This window comes from Ruegeria sp. BE10 (genome assembly GCF_056538905.1).
The window spans coordinates 138,343-156,402 of the sequence record NZ_JBQFTX010000007.1 but is presented as its reverse complement, the minus strand read 5'-3'; the positions used below and the strand labels follow the sequence as shown (position 1 = coordinate 156,402).

Below are 18,060 nucleotides of genomic sequence, written 5' to 3'. Positions count from 1 at the left end.
ATTTTAACGAGAAGTTATCAGGTTCCGGTTTTTGGCTGCGCCGAATCCACTCGGCTGCCTGCCCAGGCAAGGTTGTCGCTGAGCTGTGCCAGAATGCTGATCGCGTCCTTCAAGGGGGCGTCACCGCTTTCAAATTGCAACAACAACAACAGGTCGGTGGCCTTTTCGAACTCGCCCGGGATCCAGTCGGCCGTGGGGTCGATTTCTCCCCCTTGCTCTAACCGTTCGGCGAAATCTTCGACGATTTCCTGGCACGAATGCAAAAAGGCCGACGGTTCGATATCCGACGACTCACGCAGGTCTTCGTAGATGCTGGCAATTGCGGCCAGCCAGTCCTCGAGGATCGGGTTTTCAAGCGGCGGCAGTGCGGATTCCAGCGTGGCATGCATCGAGGCAGTGTCGGCCGGCTGCGGCTCGGCCTCGGGCAGGTCCAGCGTTTCCAGAAAGGGCAGAAAGTCCTGTTTCAGGTCTGCCTGTGCGGCTTCAAGGTCAGCCAGACGGCGGGCGGATGCGATCTCTAAAACCTGTTCGGCCAGATTTTGGCCACCACAAGTTTCCCACAGGGTAAAATCGGGCTCGGGCTCCTGCGCCATGGCGCGGACGGCAACCGGCGTGCCAATAGGCACGACCGAGCGGAACAAATCGCCCTTTTCCTTGTTGAGCCGCGACAGAACCCGATCCAGTGCTTCGCTGACATGCGGCAGATCGGTGTGGGTGACGGCCAGCAGACTATTGGCGCGCAGCTCTTGTGGGACTTGTACCCACAGATGCCGTTCGGTTTCACGCCAGGCATTGGTCCCGTTGGTACACCAGATCGCACAATCGACGAATTTCAGCAGATCGAGCGTCTCTTTGTAATTGTCGTCCAGCGCGCCGGTTCCCGGCAGATCGAACAAAGAGATTTCCTGCAGGGCAGGGGTGTTCAGCCCAACCGAAATGAAATCGGGTTCATCCGCGGCTGCTTTTTCCAGAGCGATGCCGGAATAAATCTTGGGTTCACGATCCCACCAGCCCACGGTGGTTTCCGGAGTTTCGGAATAGGCGACGATAACCAGTGGCAATTTCAGGTGTTGTGGCCCGGTGGGCAGGATATCGGCCCCGGCCAACATGTTGGCAAGGCTGGACTTGCCAGCCCCGAATTCCCCGGCAAAACCGATGTTGACCGCGTTGGACAGCCGTTCGGCATGGGAAAGCGCTCTATCGCGCATATCGCCCAGTGCCTCATCGGCTGTCAGGTTTTCGGTCACGGTCAGAAAGCGTTCAAGTTGTCTTACTTCCTGTTCGGTTCCGGGAAATTCGATCATTCCGCCGCCTCTGCTAGTAATTTGTCTACGTCATCCGCGCCGAATACTGCGCTTAGTTCTGCCACGATGCGATGTGCCTGATCAAAGGCCATTTGAGCCTCGGTGCGCTCATTGGTTTCACCGCTTCCAATGCGATGTTCAAGATGCCCGGCCAGCAAGGCCAGATAGTGATCCAAAACGGTGTTCAGGCGCTCCAACAAATCGCTGCGGGCGGTGTCTACCAGATCATCGCCGATCATCTCGAATTCCTGAACGATCATGTGTTCGGCGCGGGCGACAACGCTTTTGCGTGAAATCAGACGTGATAGCCAGCTGACCCGCAGTTCAACCGTAATGCCGCGGGTCAGAGCTGTGGTATCTGGGCGAAACCAGCGCACGGCACTGGTATTCATGCGGTTGTCGCTTGGGTCTTGCCAGCCGGGCAGGGCGCGCAAGGCGGCATTGCTTTGCATGTCAATCGAGTACAATTCGCTCAGCATCCGCTGCCGCACCACTTGCGTGGCCCCTTGAACCAACTCGCGCATTCGGTCGCGCAGCGGAGTGAAGTTCAGTTCGGTATCCCCACCCTTAGCAAGCAGGGGTGAGTCGCCGTTCGGTCCCCGAACCACAGCCGAGACAGACTCGGCCACGGTATCGTCCATGACCCCGCGCAGATTGGCCAGAACATCGTCCATGTCATTGACGATTTCCGAGGTTTTTTGCGTTACCAGTGCGCGCAGATCGGCGAGCGTCTTACTATTCTCGTCACCGCTGTCGGGGGCAGGGCTGATTTCCTCTTCGATGACGCGCAGATGGGCCTTGCTGCGCTCAAGCTCGCCTTGGGCAAAACTGTTGAGGTGCTGCCAAGCCATCCGCAGCTGTTCATTGCGCGGTCCCTCGGTCAGCGCACTGGTCACGTGACGGCGCAGGTCTGGCAAGCCCGAAGCGATCATGGCGGCAAACCGCAAGACGCCTTCGCGGCTGATCGGGCCCGAGCCGCGTTTGATTTCTTCGACCCCGTCCAGATATTGCTTCATTTGTTCCGGATGCGCGCGCAGCCAGGCCAGGACCTCATCATGGTTGATACCTGTTTCGTCCCCGGTCAGCGCATAGTGCGCCCACTGGGCGCTGCCCATCAGCACATCGATATCCGAATTGCCAAGTGCTTTTTCCAGACCGTCCATCACATCGGCCCGGACCTTGCCCGCATCTTCGGCTCCACCGCCCAATTCGTCGACGCGGTTGATGAAGACTACGATCTGACCCAGTTCCAGCGCCTGCATCAGGCGGAACAGTTTCAGATCGGCGCGCGACAGGGCCTGATGCGCAGACAGAACCACAACAAAGAAGTCGGATTCCTTGAGGTATTGGCGCGAGATCTCCTCGCGGATCAGCAGTGGGTCGTTGACGCCCGGCGTGTCCGTCACCGTCAGCGGGAACGGGAAGTGGCCGATGTCGAAATAGACCTCGGCCTTGCGGGTGATGTCGCTGTAAAGACCACGATCTGATCCAGGGTCGTGCTCACCCTCTTCGGTTGGATCATCCCCGGCACAGACATAGCGCGCCAGATCGTCCGAATTCAGGTCATCCAGATCGTGATGCTGACCCAGCAGGTGTTTATAGCTTTCACCCAGACGCAGCTTGGCGCGGGTTTTCATCGCCTCGACCTGCTCTTCGATCATTTCGCGCTTATAGCTGTCCTCGTCATCGGGGAACATGTTGCGCAGCTCTTCGCCTTCGGCGATCAACGCTTGCCACTGGCGGTTGTCGAAAAAGTGGAATTCGGCCCCAGCGGTGCGTCCCGATGGGTGGCCGAAATGCATATCGGTAATCACCGTCGTCCACGGGTTCACATCCGACGGCAGGTATTCGGCCTGCCCGGTGAAGCCGTTGATCAAACGGGATTTGCCGGCCTTGATCTGCCCGACAAAGGCAATCGAAGGTTTCAGATTCGTCAGGTCGCTGACAATTCGCGAAATGAACTGGCGGGTCTCTTCATTAGAGGTGCCGTTCATGTCATCGGCAATACGGATTAACTCGCGACGGTTGTTCTCACTCATAAACTTTACCCTGGTAACTTGTAATCACGGATAGAATTAGTCGAAAAATTGAATGTTCTGGCCGAAATCATCCGTCCGGCCTCTTCAGGTTGGTCCACAGATTGACGACGGCACCCAGCTTGCGCGCCTCGTGTACGGCCATTGCCAGGTTTTTACCATCGTTCAGGATTGCCAGCCCGGCGTCTTTGCCACCCGAAGGGCGCATGACAATCAATTGCGGATGGTCCATCACGGCGGCGCTGTCGCCATTCCAACCAGCAAGATCGCGGGCAAAGCGGGCCAGCAGGTCAGAATCGGGGTGTAATGATCCATTTTCTTGGCAATCACCTGCCATTTGCAGTGCTGCCCCGTCGGCCCCGGCTGCCAGAACACGCCCCTGTGCAAACCGCTCGGACCCGTCATAGAAACGCTGCGCAAGAGTGTCGTTTTCTTCGCTTTCCAGAGCTTCATCGGCGGATGCTATTTCGTCCGGGTCGGCATCCGCAACAATGGAAATAACCGGCTCTGTCGGCACTTCTATGTTTTCACAGGCGGTTTCGATCTCGCTGTAGGTTATGCCAACGTCATCCGCCTCAAGCGCCGTGTCTGGTTGCAGGGAAACAAGCTCAAGCGGAGCAGGAGCGCAGGCGATGTCGGTGACCAGCTGCGCCAGTTTGACGGCCAGATCCTCACGCGATTCTGTTTCGAAATCCGGGGCAATACCGGATTGCACGCGAAACACATCCGTCACCCGAGAGCTGTTGACCTCAATCGCCAGGCAATCGCCGTTGGCGGCGGTGAATTCCAACCGACGGGGCAGGATGGTGCCGCGAATGGTACGCAAAACCTTTTCGCGCCGCGCCTGGGCTGTTTCGCCTGGTACGGTCACTGCCGGATTCAGGCGGGCGACAGATGCGCGACCGATATTGTCGAGCAGATCAAGTATGTCCGTGTCCATCATGCCGTGACCCCCCTCTGGTCCGGTCTAAACTGCAGCCGCTACCGGCCCCAGGCTGAGATGCGATTTGGTCAACGCCAACCCGACATTGGCGCTGTTGTGACAGATGTAGCAGACCACGTGATCGGGATATTCCCGGGTCCGCAGAAAGATGTGCAGCCGATCGTTCGAAAACATCGCGATTTCCCCAAATCCTGGACTATCCGACTCTTCTGCTGTGGCCGAGCGCAACAATTCCTCAAAGGCTTTGACGCCGCGACCCTGAAACAGGTTAGCCACGGCAATGGCCAAAGTGTCCAGAACGTCCGCGCTGTCTGTGTCCAATGTGTTGGTCGCCAGCAACATCCCCGTTTCCATATCGACATACCCGGCTGCAATGCAGTCGGGTATGGTGTCCATCGCGGTGTTCAATGCGGCTTCGATTGTCATCGCTTGCTACCTGCGCTTCGGGTCACAACACATGGAATTCTGCCCCGCCGTTTTTTGAAGCGTTCGGAACCGTATGCATCGAATCCTTGGCCTGACGTGCGTAATGTTCGGCTGCGATCTGGTCGAATTCCTTGAGGAACGCGTCGAACACATTTTTCATGCCTTCAGCGTCGTCCGGCAAATCCTCATCCGCAGTGATGTCGCGCCACATGGATGCCGCGCTCAGCGGTTTTCCTGCCGGTACGTTCAGCAAATCTTCCAGTTTTTCGCCGTTTTTTGCGGCCGGGGTTGCCTCGTCAGGGGCAGCACCGTTGGACAGCGGCACAACTTGCATGTCCACAAGACCACTGGATTCGGGCTCGGGCTCATACTCATCATCTGCGCCTTTCGCCTGTTCCGCCAGCAAAGCCGTAATTGATGACACCGAGACATCGGCGCGACGGTCTTCCGGTGCTTGTTCGGCGCTCTCACCCTGCTCGGACGTGTCTGCCAACTCGTTTTCGGGCGAGGAAAGGATCGGGTCCGAAGCGGCCAGTTCTTCGGCAGGGCTGTCCACTTCGGGGTCAGACAACAGGTTGATATCGTCATCTTCGTCCAATTCGTCATCATCCAGCAGATCGAACGAGTCTTCCTCGTCGAAACCCCGCACGTGTTCGGACAGGTTCAGGCCGGTATCCGGTGTGTCGCGGAAAAAGGCGCGCAGCTCGTCCTCTTGGGCGTCCTGGGCGGGTTCAGCATCCTGCTTTTCCGCCACCATTTCGGCGCGCAGGCGCTCGGCCTCGGCCGCATCGATGCGTTCTTCCCGGTCGGTATCCTCGGCGCGGCGCTCGACACGCGTTGGACGAATTGGGAAGTTGGTGACCACTTCGTCTGCGTCACCCGCCTCGGATTCGGATACGGGGTCGACCAATTTCAACGGCGCCGGTTCGTCGGCCTGTTCTTCCTTTCGCTTGGGGCGAATTGGCTGAACGCGAAGGCCGCCTGACAGGCTGTTGTCGATCTGGTAGCGCGCCAGCATATCGGCGCGGTTGTCCATGATCTGTTCGGTGATTTCGAGAAAGCTGTCGACCATCTTGCCGCCACCGCTGCGGGCCCACAGCTCGGCGTCACCGCTTTTGTCCCGCGCCGTGATCGCGTCACGAGCCGAGAACAGGATCGATCTGTTAAACAGATGACCGGCTTCGCGGTTCACGCGGCGCAGCACTTTTTGGCGATCTTTCTGGCCCAACACATCTGCGCGGGTCACCAACAGCAGCGAGTTATGCTGCAAACGTTCGGGCAAAGACACCCATGTCGCCCGCTCGGTCTCGCGCCAGGCTTGGGTGGCATGAGTACACCACAGCACGCCATTGGCTTGCCCGACCGCGCGACGCCAGACATCGCTGGAAATTTTCGGGTCGGAAATGCCGGGGGTGTCGATCAGGTCCACCGCTTCCAGAATGTCGGATTCAAGGAAAATGCGAACGAACTGAACGTCGTTGACCCCTACGGTATCAAGCTGGTCCAGCGTAATGTTCTCGCGGCTACCATCGTGGCGCTGCACATAGGCCGAACCTTTTCCCCAACTGAACCAGACGGGGGGCAGTTGCGTGGCCGTGACCTGCGTTGGCAGCGCGTGCGAGCGCAGCAAAAAGTTCATCAGCGTCGATTTTCCGGCACTGAACTCTCCCATCAGCGCAAAGATCGGTTTGCGCCGGGACCACTGCTCGATGCGTTCCCATGCCTTAGGAGAGACGAAGCGGGTTTGTGTGTCTTTTGCCATATCGCTACTTATGCTGCCTCGTTACTAAGATCTTTCAGGATGTCACCCAGGATATCGTCGCGCGATTTCTTGGGTGCTATACCGGCCATAAGCGCGGCCTGGCTTGGGTCTTGCTCGGCTGAGGCCGAGATGTTCAACAGGGTCTCGGCCTGCTCGCGCAGGAAGTCAGACAACCCGGCCCGGACATTTTCCAGAACCGCAGCGATCTGATTTTCCTCAAGGTCCTTGGTGATCGAGTTCGCCTCGGATGCGATCAGGCGCGTATAATCGGCAGCGTATGCTTCGAACCCTTTGCGTCGTTGCCACCAGCGACGCCACCATGTGCTTTGCAGGTCCAGCGCAATTGTGCGCCCGATGCCCAGTGGCGGAGGTACGCGTGGGACGATTGGGGCTTCGATGCTGAATTCACCCAGATGGTTGCCCAAAAGCTTCTGATACAGCGCTTCGACATCCGCCGCGGCGGTACTGTAAAGCGCGCCTGCCTCTTTGCGCATCGCGCGGGCAAAGCTGAAATAGGCCGCTTTCTGCAATGTGCGCAGACCCGCCGGGTCATATTGCCAAGTGCCTTCCTCGCCATTCTGTTCGAGATGCGAAATCAAAGAGTCCGTTGCGCGTTTGACAAAGTTCGCCTCGGCCGATTTCAGACGTTCCAGCACTTTGTCGCGCAAGGCGGTCGTCAGTTCCGCAGCCTTCTTATCGTATTCCTCAGCAACCTTGGCGATTGCCTCTTCGGGGGACACACCATCCAGATCCCGCACGACTCCTTGGCCGTCGGACAGGTTCTTGGCCACAGCCGTCGCCCGAATCTGGCTGGCGATATTGCGGGCGCGATGCCGGACGCGATCCAACAGGCGAGTACCCGCTCCGTCAGCGATCCGTTCATTCATCGCCAGTAGCAGATCGGGAAGACCCGACAATGCCCAGATTTTATCCAGCGACGGGGCCTGATCACCAAACCCTGCTGCCAAATAGAAGGTATTCAGAGCTTGCCGCGACTCTTCTGTCAGAATGTCGGGATTGCCGGTCAGGGCGGCTTCGGCCCAAAGGGCACTGCCGAACACAACGCTTGTGCTCGTGTCGATATTATTCTGTTTCAGCGTGTCCTGAATGCGGTCGCGGATTTCCGGCACTTGATTGACCGGATCTGACAGTTCGTCGATGCGGTTCACAAACAGGATGATCTGGCGGTTTTCAAACTGTGCGATGATCCGCATCAGCGCCATGTCCATGGTGGTCAGCGCCTGGCTGGCGGCCAGAACAACAACGCAAACCTCGGACCCGCGCAGGCTGCGCAGCGTAATCTGTTCGCGCACCATAAACGTATCGTTCACGCCGGGTGTATCGCAGAGTTTCAGCGAAATCGGATATTGCGGAATGTCCATAAACAGTTCCGCAGATTTGGTGACGTCGGCAAAACGCCCGGTCTTGGGGTTGATATCCGGGTCTTCGTCATCGCCCAGACAGACATAGCGCTGGATCAGTTCGTCGTCGAAATAGTCATACTGGTGGCTTTGTCCCAGGATCAGGTCAAAATGCTGGCCCAGGCGGGATTCGGATTTGGCCTTCATCTCGCCGATCTGGCGGCGAATATCTTCCATCTCATCATCGGCCCCGGCGCGATTGGCCAGTTCTCCCAATCGGCCACCGCCGACCATCAGGTTGTCCCACTCTTCTTGTTCGAAGAAGGTGAACTTGGCTTTTTTGTCGCCTTCTGTGCGAGTGTTGATGTTCAGCGTGGTTACCACCGAGGTCCACGGGTTCACATCCGACGGCAGCAGGGCGGGGCGCCCGGCCAGAATGTTCACGATCGAGGATTTGCCAGCCTTGACCTGCCCAACCAGTGTCACACTGGCTGTAAAATTCTCCATCTTCGTCTTGAGCGTTGCTAACCGCGCCGAGGATCGCGCATCTGCTACCTCTGTCAATTGGTCGATCTGCGTGGACAGGGCAGTCATGGCCGAAGTCATCGGCGTCAGCGCCTCATTTCCAACGGACAGAAGATGGTCGTTTCGGGCCATGGTCAGCCTCCGGTTCCAGTGGCAGCGATGGGATTGTGGTCCTGACCGTCATGAGAGCTGGTCATGATGTCGATACGCGCGATCAGATTCAGCGCAGTGCCCAGAATATCGGCCTCGTCACCGGGTGAGATCGTTTCATAAGCTTGAGAATCGGCAAGCACTTCGATCTCGCTGAACTGTTCACTGTTTTCCAGCAGAGCCAGGCGACGCCCGGTCGGAAAACTTTTTGATTTCGTTCGGGGCAACGGCATGCGCGAGTTGGCTAACAGGTAGTGACCCCCCGAATGCGTACGCAATGACACGCCGAAGCCTGTGTTCGGATGATTCCGGTTCAAGGACTTCAGTTCACCAAGAAAACTTTCACGGGCAAGACCAATGGCGTCTTGCTCGGCAGAAGCAGCGTTCATCATATTGGTCACGGTTAAGATCCTCGTGTTCGAGTTGAGCAAAAAAGAAACTCGTACTTGCCCGAAGGCAAAAAGACTCATTAATTCCCGCTCTCCATAATTGTTGGCAAGGCGGTGTTATTTTGACGCGAATAAGATTTTTTGGCGTTTGAATTGTGGCGCAAATATGGTCACAGTCTCTTGGGACGCTCAACTCATGGTCGAGTGGGAAGAATTTCGACACTGAAGAATCAAGGCGCCATAGCTGAGCAAGGCGTTGATTGTAGGATGAATTATATTGAAGGTTTGGCTGGTAATATATTGTTTTATAACAATATAAATTCGATAAGAGATTTTATCTACGAGCTGGTTTTCCGACCCTCCCGGTGCGATGATCGAAGCAACCGTGTTAGGTGCGCCCGGTTTTCAATCAGATAACTCAACGTAAGCGAGTGTAATTTTTCGGCCATCTTTAATGTGCATGAATCGTCAACTATTGGTAGGACGAGCAATTGATGGATCAAATGCTGTCGTACTGATTTTCGCCAGGGATCTAAGTTCCAAACATTCAATAAATTGGGACTATTGGCCCGATTCAGTCTGCTCACGCACCCTCAGAGGCTCGGATTCTGCGCGCCGGGTATGACGATCAGCCTCGCCAAGATTGTCGCCAATAAGGGGGCAATAATCTTTGCCAAAAGCCAATTTCCCTCTCGCACTCGGTCGCAGCCTTTGTTATTGAGCACGTCAATCCGGCGCTCAAGGCCGGTCGTGCGGGTGTGGCGAAATTGGTAGACGCACCAGATTTAGGTTCTGGCGCCGCGAGGCGTGGGGGTTCAAGTCCCTCCACCCGCACCACTTTTTCTGAATGCTGTCATATAACTATGTCTTGAAAAGACTGTCCAAACCATTTGTCTGGTTGGGCAGCAGCACCGCGCAGGCGTGCGTTGCTTTGTTCGTTGCGACACTTATGCCGCCGAGAAGGCCTGAAAGCTGCCGCGCGGTTCGAAGACGTGCAGGAACGCGTCGGGATGAGGGCGTATGCGATAGTTGTCCGTCTCATCGCCGAAGATCACTGTGCCATCTTCATCCAGTGCGATGACAGTCGCTTTGACAGTATCGCTAGGGTAACCGGGCATCTCAGACGGTGCTCCACCCAAATCTTCGATACCCAGGGTCTTGGCGGCGGCCAATCCGTTGTCCTGAAGGATCTCGAAATATGCCGGTAACATCAGATTCTTTGCCAGTTTCTCGGAATTCTTGATGCCTTGGTTAGAGATGAACTTTATCTTCACGCCCGCCTTTGCCTTCACCTCTTTGAGCTGGTTCATGCAGAAAAGGCACCAGTTGGCGCGAAAAAACACCAGCAGTGTTTGTTCGCCTGTAAAGGACGCGGAGGTCGTGTGCGTTTCGTCCAGCCGTTGCAGCGGCAATTCAGATAACGCTTGGCCTTTCACAATGGCAACGTTCGGCTTGCGGCCATAATTCGAGAAAATGTGGATGTACCATTGCATGGTGATCGCGCCAAACAAGGCCAGTCCTACGGCAACGTATTCACTTGGGGTCGTGAAACCGCCGCGCGCGGAAATTTGGTAGACTACCCAAGCTACGGCAGACAGGTTGATAAGTCGGATCACCGGCAGGTTCTTCGAGGATCGGGAAATGCCCAACGCTCCGGCCAGCACCATAAGGAAGAACGGTATGGCGAACGTCGCAAAGAATGAACCGATCCAGATCGGATCGTAGCCTGACATCCAGAACATAATAGCTAAACCAGCGTCCCTGGCCTTCTTGCGGCGCCAGGGTGAGAACGTCGCCGGGCTTCACTCTAAGCTCACTGTCCAGTACCGCGCGGAACTGGTGCCCTTCCACGTCACACGTCAACAGCATATGCGGGCCCAATGGCTCCACAATCTTGGCCCGTGCCAAGGCCCTGATCCGAAACGCGCAAATCTTCCGGGCGAACGGCCCATTTCAGGTTTTTGCCGCTGGCTGGACCCTCAAGGCTTTGCCCTGCAACTGTCCAGCGACCAGAGCCCGAAGACTCAGCCGGAAGGAAATTCATTGGCGGATTGCCGATGAAACTGGCCACAAACTCGGCCGTTGGATCCTGATATACCTCGATGGGTGAGGCTGCCTGAACAATTTTGCCTTGATACATGACACTGATCCGGTCAGCCATGGACATGGCCTCGACCTGATCGTGAGTCACGTAAGTGGCAGCGGTTTTGCTTTCGGCCAGAACCCCCTTCAACTCGGCACGCATTTCCATCCGCAACAGCGCGTCGAGGTTCGACAGGGGTTCGTCCATGAGAATCACATCCGGCTCCATCGCCAATGCGAGGGCAATCGCAATACGTTGGCGTTGATCGCCGGACAGCTCACCCGAATAGCGTTTTTGAAGTTGCTCAATATGCATCAGCCCGGCGGTGCGTTCGACCCAGCATTTGACTGATTTTGGGCACAAGCACATCGCTTATTTTGGTGGCATCGAACAAACCTTGGTGCGCGAGGAACGCATTGCCGGCTACCTTAGCGCCCTTGATAAATTGGACGGCGTGCGCCCGATTGTTTGGCCATGTGAGGAAACAATGCGCTCGGGCGTGGAAGCAATCGCCGCGCCTCGCCACCAACACCCCGAGGTGACGGGCATCGTTTGCAATGGGGATGTCGTTGCCCTTGGAGCCTGCTTTGGCTTGATCCGATCCAACTTGAAGCCCGGACATGATTTTTCGGTCGTGGGGTTCGACGATATCGAAGACGCGGCCGTTTCGACGCCGGGCCTTTCAACCATGGCAATCAACCCAAAGAAACTAGGCACGCGATTGGCTGAAATCCTTCTGGACCGAATGCGAACACCCGAACTGCCAGTCCGTCAATTTGAGCATTCCGCGACCTTGGTTGCACGGGGAACATCAGGGCCAGTTCCTGACCATTGAACCTATTCCCAGAATTTGTTGTAGGTATTCATCGCTGTTCTCGCTGACATTGTGCGAGCAGGGGAGCGGTCATATATGATCGGCGCAGCGAATGTTCGGTTCGAGCCCGTACTTTGCAACACAGCCTGGGAAAACGGCCCTTTACGTTCAGCGGTTCTCTGCGATTTTGACAAGCTACACAAATTAATCTGCGCTCATCTAGCGCCACACGACAGCTCTAGCGTGTCGAATGCTAAATGCTCCAAAATCGTTTTGATGAACTGATGGATTTCGTCTGCGTCCGCTATGGCTATTGTGGAGGTGTCGTTGATGGGAAACCGATGCATGTAACACATTTCATTCATGAATATGGGAACGTAGCTGCCACTGAATTTTCTGAATGGGTGATGTTGGCAGAAGATATTGGTCCGGATTCGAACTTGGGATTTCGTGACCAGCCTAAAAAGGACATAGAGGCTGCATTCATAAAGATCATGGGAAGCGCAGTAGTTCCTGCCAAAGAATTGAGATGGGATGCAGAAGGCTAAGTGACTTGTGTCGAAGCAGTTGAAGCGAATGATGCTCTATCCGCAATGCGTGAGTTCGACCAATTGAAATTCCGCGGCACCGTCCCGGGTGCCGCGGAGATTTTTTATTTAGAACGACCAGCGAAGTCCCGCCCGAAGGAAGGGGCCCTGGGCGTCGCTGCCGATTTCCTGTTCGGCATTCAGTTCAAGCTGAATGTCCTCAACAAGATCTTGCTCGTAGCCAACCGCGACACGAGCGCCAGTGAAGTCGGTAGATGCAAAGATCAGCGACTGAGTCGATGAGAATACGGTCACATCAGCATCTGTTGTTCCCAGATCGCGCCGCAGAACACCGCTGAGCTGCCCGCTTAGGATACCGCCATTACCGAACTGCTTTTCAGCCTCTACACCCAGTTGGGCTTCGATGACTTCGGTGGTGACATCTCCGACCGTGGCGTTGGCGCTTGAGCGTGTTTCGGTGTAGCCATCGTCCTTCTGGTTGGTATAGCGCGCGTTCGCAAATCCGAGCAGCCCGAAATCACCACTGACGTCGAACCCGCGTTCGACCGCGATATGCGCTGTCAACAGCCTGCTGTCATAATCGGCATGGGCATCATCGCTGCCATTGATTTGACGGGTGCGGTCTGTCGAAAGCCATCCATAGCCAAACCCAGCTTCAAGCGTATAGGCACCAATCTGTTGACCCACGGCGGCGTCAAGAAAAAAGCCGGTCGTGTCAAAGTCCGCGGACTCGTTATCTCCGTCCGCCGAGAACACGCCCATGCCAACAGCCAACGCAATGCCGTTGTCCATTTGACCGGTAATCCCGGCGCTGCCGCTGAAAAGCGATACGTCCAGATCGCTGCCGGTTTCAGGGTCGAATTCTCGATACTGTGCGTCGATCATCGCAAATGGCCTGAAGCCCGCAAAGGTGAACCCCTGCGCAACCTGCTCTGACGGTGCATAGTTCAGCGCGTTGCCACTGCTGCCTACGACGCTGCCGTAAAAGGCGACAACGTCGCCGGAAACCGCAAAATCATCAGCATCTACAGCGGCATATATCGGTGCTGCACCGCCCTCATCCTGCACGAACCAGGCAGAGCCCTCTTCGGACACGGTGGTCGTGAAAACACCCGCTCCGGGCGTGGCGTCTTCAAAGTTGAACACAGCGCTGCCGCCCTGCGCGTCGAGATTTACGTTGTGCGCGTCGACCCGTATGACGCCGTCGACATCATCATTGGTGTCAGCGTTAAGCGTGCCCGAACCCGTCCCGAGATAAACGGCATAAACCTCGTCATTGCCGGAAACCCGGATGGTTCCCAGGCCGTCGATCGTGCCGTCAAAGTTGTCGAATTGGATACCGGCAGCACGTGTCCCGGCAGAACCGGTCCCATGAACAGTGATCTGTCCGGTGTTCGAGAACGATCCCTGCATGTCGTTGGCGTAGATACCGATTGCCGTTGATTGGTCCGGCGATAGTCCACCGCCATCCATCCCACCCTGGGCGGTGACCGTGATATTGCCCGAGTTCGAGATGTCTCCGGTTGCGGTTTCGTCGACGTATACGCCGTAGGCTTCGGCCTCGGTATCCCGCGAGATGGCGGTGGCCGTGATATTGCCCGAGTTTGTGATGGTACCGCTCAGATTGTCTGTCAGATAAAATCCTGCGGCAGTTGCCGAGTCTTCGGCAGCCTCGGCACGCAAGGTCATGGTCCCCGAGTTGGTGACCGTTCCCGAAACGTCATCGCCAATATACATGCCCGAAGCTGTCGCCTCGTCACCGGTATTAAGAGAAAGCGCGGTCCCGGTGATCGTACCCGAGTTGATTACGGTGCCTTCAACCAGATCTTCGAGGTAAAAGCCGCCTGCATAGGCCTCATCATCGGTATCGGCACTTGCGAATGCAGTGATCGTGCCGCTGTTGATGATGGTTGCGCCTTCCAGCATATCATCATCGACGAAGATACCATATGCCGAAGCGTCGGATTCAACCGCCAAGGCAGTTACTTTGATCGTACCGCTGTTTTCAATCCGGCCGGACAGATCGCTATCGACAGCAATGCCATAGGCGATCGCCTCATAGGTCGTTGGAGCAGATGCGAAAATGTCCAGCGTGCCCGTGTTTAAGATCACACCGGACGCATCGCCATCAACGAATATCCCGAATGCAGATGCAGTACTGTCAACGGTGGTGATGGCGACCGATTTTATGGTGCCCGAGTTTACAATCTCACCGGTTTCTAGCAGGTCATCCTCGACATAGATGCCCCAGGCATAGGCGTAATCGTCGGCGAAGGATCTGGCGCGTACATCGATTGTGCCCGTGTTTCGGATGGAGCCGCCAACGTCGCCATCAACGGCGATACCGTAGATAGATGCGGTGCTTCCCGCGGAGGTGTTGATAAGCCCATCGACCCTTATCGTGCCGGTGTTTAAGATTTCGCCGGTCTCTGTAAGGTCTCCGTCGACATAGATACCCCAGGCTTCGATGTCCCCATCAGTCGATTGCACATCGACCTCTATGGTGCCGTTGTTCACGATCGAACCGGCGACATCACCATTGACCTGGACTGCATAAATATCCTGAGGGTCAGAGCCCGTAATATCCAGCGATATGGAGCCGTTATTCACCAGTTCGCCGCCCTCAAGCAGGCCGCCATCCAGGCGCAGGCCCGTCGCCGTATCCGTGTCGGTGGCAGTGACCGAAATCGACCCGTTATTGGTAAACGTGCTTGAGTAATCCGTAGTGATCGTCAGGGCGGCGGCCGTCGAAGATGTAATCTCAATCGCGCCGCTTGCCGTCACTTCGTGATCCGCATCGGTTGCGAAAACCTGAGGCGTGGTCACCACATTCGAGATCGTATCCGCATGCACGTCCCCGGCAGTCAGCGCAACCATCGATACCTGTGCCAGCAACGCAGCAGGAGCCGCACTGACAATTTGGCCTTTCCACTTGAAAAGACGCCCCCCACGGAGCTTGGGGGCGTTCACCCCCGACCCATTTTTAGACATTTACTATCCCGTTAGATTTTTTTGTCTTTTTGCTCGAAGCTCGCCGCGTATTCGTGATCGGCTCCGCTTAAGAACTGTTAAAAAGTCGTTAACATATATGCAATCCACCAATTTTGCATTGCATAAGATGATCTATTGCTGTTGGAAATTCGTAGGAAAACTGCAACACAATGTGGCAATTTGACGGCGCTTGGTATCAGGTTGCTATCATGCGCCAGCCCGGAGCTACTTGAATGCCAAAAAACCAGACTTTGTCCATCGGAGAAGCCTATAACCAAGGTGTTCAGGCATTTGAAACAGGGCAATTGAACAAAGCTGTCAAGGTTCTGAACCAAGTCCTCAAAGCGGCGCCCGAATATGCCCGTGCGCATCAACTGCTTGGCGTAATTGCGTTTCAAACCGGTCAGACCGGGCCTGCCGAAAATGCCATGCGCGAAGCGATCCGATTGCAGCCAGACAATGCCGGGTTCCTGTCAAATTTTACCGAGGTATTGCGCACGAACGGAAAACCTGAAGAAGCACTCAAGGTCGGTAAACGTGCGGTTCAGCTTGCTCCGGGAGTTGCAAATGCGCATTCAAACCTTGGGTTGGCCTATTATGATATGGGTGAACTGTCCGAAGCCGAAGCCTGTCAGAAAAGAGCGTTGGCCCTAAACCCCGATCTGATTGCGGCGTTGAATAATCTGGGATCGATCGCGCGCGACAACGAGGACAGAGAAGGGGCAATTTCATTCTATCGCCGGGTGCTGGACCTGCGCCCGGGCTATCTGGAGAGTGTCAACAACCTCATTTCCGTATTGATCGAAGCTGAACAGTCGGAAGAGGCCACAGAGCTGGCAGATGATTACCTTGGCAAGGGACATGTTTCCGCAGAGCTGCATCGCAATCGGGGACGGTTACACGTTTTGCAGTGCCAATGGGACGAAGCCGAACGCTGTTTTCGGAATGCAATTTCGCTGGATGAGAAGAAGCCCGAATCCTATGTCGGGCTTGCACAGGTTCTGACCGAGAAAAACCTGCATGAACTTGCCCTTGTCGAGGCTGAAAAAGCGCAGCGTTTAGACCCCAGCCACGCACCTGCGTATCACTATATCGCCGTCTGCAAATCGCACCTTGGCGACCTTGAGGCCGGTTTTGCCAATTACGAAAAGACCCTTGAACTAAAACCAGATTTTTCGGCCACGATGATCGCATTGGGGCATCTGGAGATGGAGCGCGGCAACTTTGACGCCGCCCGCAGTTGGTTCAACAAGGCGGCTGAAAGGGACAAGGCGCGTCTGAATGCGCAGATCGCGTTGGTCAGGTTGGACAAGGTTGCCGAAGACAACCCTGATTTTCAGGCTCTTGTGGCCGCGTTGCCCGGGGTCGACAAGTTGCCGCCCGAACAATCGGTTTCGTATCACTACGCTTTGGGGAAATGCTATGAGGACCTCAAGCGCTACGACAGCGCTTTTGAGCATTTTGCAAAAGGGGCCGCGCTAAAGCGCAGCATTATCGATTTTGACGCGGACCAGATCGAGGAAACCGCCGACGATCTGATTTCGATGTTTACGCCAGAGCTGGTCCAAAAGCTCCGCCAAAATTCTGTGGATAGCAGCCAGCCGATCTTTGTTGTTGGTATGCCCCGATCTGGAACCACGCTGACCGAGTCGATCCTCGCCAGCCACCCCTACGTTTTTGGGGCCGGAGAGTTGAGCTATATGCACAAGCTGTTTACCGATCAGTTGCGCGGTGGAAACAAGAAGACGGGCAGTCTGATCGCCGCTCTGCCGGATCACCAGATATCGAAACGCGCCCAACAATATATCCAGCAGCTTGACGCGCACGCGCCTGGTAAACCGTTTATCGTCGATAAGATGCCTGCAAATTTTCTGATGGTTGGTCTGATACATGCGATCATGCCCAACGCACGGATCGTGCATGTCGCGCGCAATCCAATGGATACGTGCCTGTCCTGTTTCACACGGGTTTTTCAGCGCAGCCAGTATCACAGCTATGACCAGGTCGAGCTTGGCCGGTACTTCAACGCCTATGTTCGCGTCATGCAACACTGGAATGATATCCTTCCGTCGGGCAGTTTTCACACTGTTCACTATGAAAACCTGGTCGAGAACATTGAGTTTGAAGCGCGTCGCCTGATCGCCTTTTGTGGTCTTGAATGGGATGATCGCTGCCTTGAATTTCACAAAGATGCGCGGCGAGTTCGTACCGCCAGCGTTCAGCAAGTGCGCCAGCCGCTGTACAAGTCCTCAAAGGAAAAATGGCTAAACTACAAATCTCATCTAACCCCGCTTATTGAAACTATCGGAGGAGCAAGGATTTCTTTCTGAAAGATTTTCGCTGAAACCTAAAATTGAAGGTTGCCGGTGTGAAGTAGGGCGCTGTTTTCGATCCAGAATCACCAATGTCAGCTGGTTTAGAACGCCCGGAATGTGCGTTTCGCGATTTGCTAAAGGCTCAGAACCTAACTCTGGCAATACGTAGATGAACCGATTTATTCCCGCCGCACCATCACGTGATGCATGACCAAGTTCAGCACTTCGACATCATCCTGATTAAATGTCCGATAGCGAAACCGTACCGTTCCCCGGTCGGGTTTGGAACTAGACGGCGTAAGCGCTTCGACCGTATTACGAGCGCAGAGCGTGTCGTCCGGGAAAACAGGAGCAAGCCACCGAACCTCGTCCATACCACGACCGCCCAAGTTGGTGCCGGTGAGTACACCGGT

The 18,060-nt window shown here is 55.7% G+C and carries 14 protein-coding genes and 1 tRNA gene; 4 read left to right on the top strand and 11 right to left on the bottom strand.

Features of this window, described 5'->3' with window-relative positions; genetic code table 11:
* Nucleotides 1–17 precede the first annotated feature (17 nt).
* The 7 genes from ACR0M2_RS15925 to ACR0M2_RS15895 form a co-directional block, all read right to left on the bottom strand.
* On the bottom strand, nucleotides 18–1,304 hold the full coding sequence (locus ACR0M2_RS15925; RefSeq protein ID WP_480705964.1) for a dynamin family protein: 1,287 nt from the start codon (nucleotides 1,302–1,304) through the stop codon (nucleotides 18–20).
* The gene (locus ACR0M2_RS15920) at nucleotides 1,301–3,343 is read right to left on the bottom strand and encodes a dynamin family protein (protein ID WP_480705962.1); all 2,043 of its coding nucleotides are present in this window, start codon (nucleotides 3,341–3,343) and stop codon (nucleotides 1,301–1,303) included. Before ACR0M2_RS15920 ends, ACR0M2_RS15925 begins: the two co-directional genes overlap by 4 nt.
* Before the next feature lie 67 nt (nucleotides 3,344–3,410).
* Nucleotides 3,411–4,283, bottom strand: coding sequence for a hypothetical protein (locus tag ACR0M2_RS15915; RefSeq protein ID WP_170395051.1), 873 nt, complete (start codon nucleotides 4,281–4,283; stop codon nucleotides 3,411–3,413).
* Between the two features lie 24 nt (nucleotides 4,284–4,307).
* Nucleotides 4,308–4,709 (bottom strand): hypothetical protein, encoded by a 402-nt coding sequence (locus tag ACR0M2_RS15910; protein WP_480705960.1) that lies wholly within the window; start codon nucleotides 4,707–4,709, stop codon nucleotides 4,308–4,310.
* Between the two features lie 22 nt (nucleotides 4,710–4,731).
* Entirely contained in the window at nucleotides 4,732–6,471 is a 1,740-nt protein-coding gene (locus ACR0M2_RS15905; protein ID WP_480705958.1) for a dynamin family protein, read from the bottom strand.
* Between the two features lie 8 nt (nucleotides 6,472–6,479).
* On the bottom strand, nucleotides 6,480–8,489 hold the full coding sequence (locus tag ACR0M2_RS15900; protein ID WP_170349884.1) for a dynamin family protein: 2,010 nt from the start codon (nucleotides 8,487–8,489) through the stop codon (nucleotides 6,480–6,482).
* A 2-nt stretch (nucleotides 8,490–8,491) separates the two neighbouring features.
* Entirely contained in the window at nucleotides 8,492–8,977 is a 486-nt protein-coding gene (locus tag ACR0M2_RS15895) for a hypothetical protein (RefSeq protein ID WP_226689470.1), read from the bottom strand.
* A 671-nt stretch (nucleotides 8,978–9,648) separates the two neighbouring features.
* Here ACR0M2_RS15895 and ACR0M2_RS15890 point away from each other — a divergent pair.
* Nucleotides 9,649–9,733, top strand: a tRNA-Leu gene (locus ACR0M2_RS15890).
* A 110-nt stretch (nucleotides 9,734–9,843) separates the two neighbouring features.
* Here ACR0M2_RS15890 and ACR0M2_RS15885 read toward each other — a convergent pair.
* Nucleotides 9,844–10,638, bottom strand: a complete 795-nt coding sequence (locus ACR0M2_RS15885) for a peroxiredoxin family protein (protein ID WP_480705957.1) — start codon at nucleotides 10,636–10,638, stop codon at nucleotides 9,844–9,846.
* 110 nt (nucleotides 10,639–10,748) lie between these two features.
* Complete coding sequence (locus tag ACR0M2_RS15880; RefSeq protein ID WP_480705956.1) at nucleotides 10,749–11,294, bottom strand: ABC transporter ATP-binding protein; 546 nt, start codon at nucleotides 11,292–11,294, stop codon at nucleotides 10,749–10,751.
* Between the two features lie 28 nt (nucleotides 11,295–11,322).
* On the opposite strand from ACR0M2_RS15880, the gene ACR0M2_RS15875 reads away from it, so the two are divergent.
* Together ACR0M2_RS15875 and ACR0M2_RS15870 are read left to right on the top strand one after the other, a co-directional pair.
* On the top strand, nucleotides 11,323–11,814 hold the full coding sequence (locus tag ACR0M2_RS15875) for a substrate-binding domain-containing protein (protein WP_480705954.1): 492 nt from the start codon (nucleotides 11,323–11,325) through the stop codon (nucleotides 11,812–11,814).
* Nucleotides 11,815–12,050: 236 nt separating this feature from the next.
* On the top strand, nucleotides 12,051–12,341 hold the full coding sequence (locus tag ACR0M2_RS15870) for a hypothetical protein (protein WP_480705952.1): 291 nt from the start codon (nucleotides 12,051–12,053) through the stop codon (nucleotides 12,339–12,341).
* Between the two features lie 108 nt (nucleotides 12,342–12,449).
* Here the strand turns inward: ACR0M2_RS15870 and ACR0M2_RS15865 are convergent, their stop codons facing one another.
* On the bottom strand, nucleotides 12,450–15,332 hold the full coding sequence (locus ACR0M2_RS15865) for an autotransporter outer membrane beta-barrel domain-containing protein (protein WP_480705950.1): 2,883 nt from the start codon (nucleotides 15,330–15,332) through the stop codon (nucleotides 12,450–12,452).
* 233 nt (nucleotides 15,333–15,565) lie between these two features.
* Between ACR0M2_RS15865 and ACR0M2_RS15860 the strand changes: the two genes are divergently transcribed.
* Entirely contained in the window at nucleotides 15,566–17,662 is a 2,097-nt protein-coding gene (locus tag ACR0M2_RS15860; RefSeq protein ID WP_480705949.1) for a tetratricopeptide repeat-containing sulfotransferase family protein, read from the top strand.
* A gap of 164 nt (nucleotides 17,663–17,826) precedes the next feature.
* On the opposite strand, the gene ACR0M2_RS15855 is transcribed toward ACR0M2_RS15860, so the two are convergent.
* Nucleotides 17,827–18,021, bottom strand: a complete 195-nt coding sequence (locus tag ACR0M2_RS15855; RefSeq protein WP_480705947.1) for a hotdog family protein — start codon at nucleotides 18,019–18,021, stop codon at nucleotides 17,827–17,829.
* Nucleotides 18,022–18,060 lie beyond the last annotated feature (39 nt).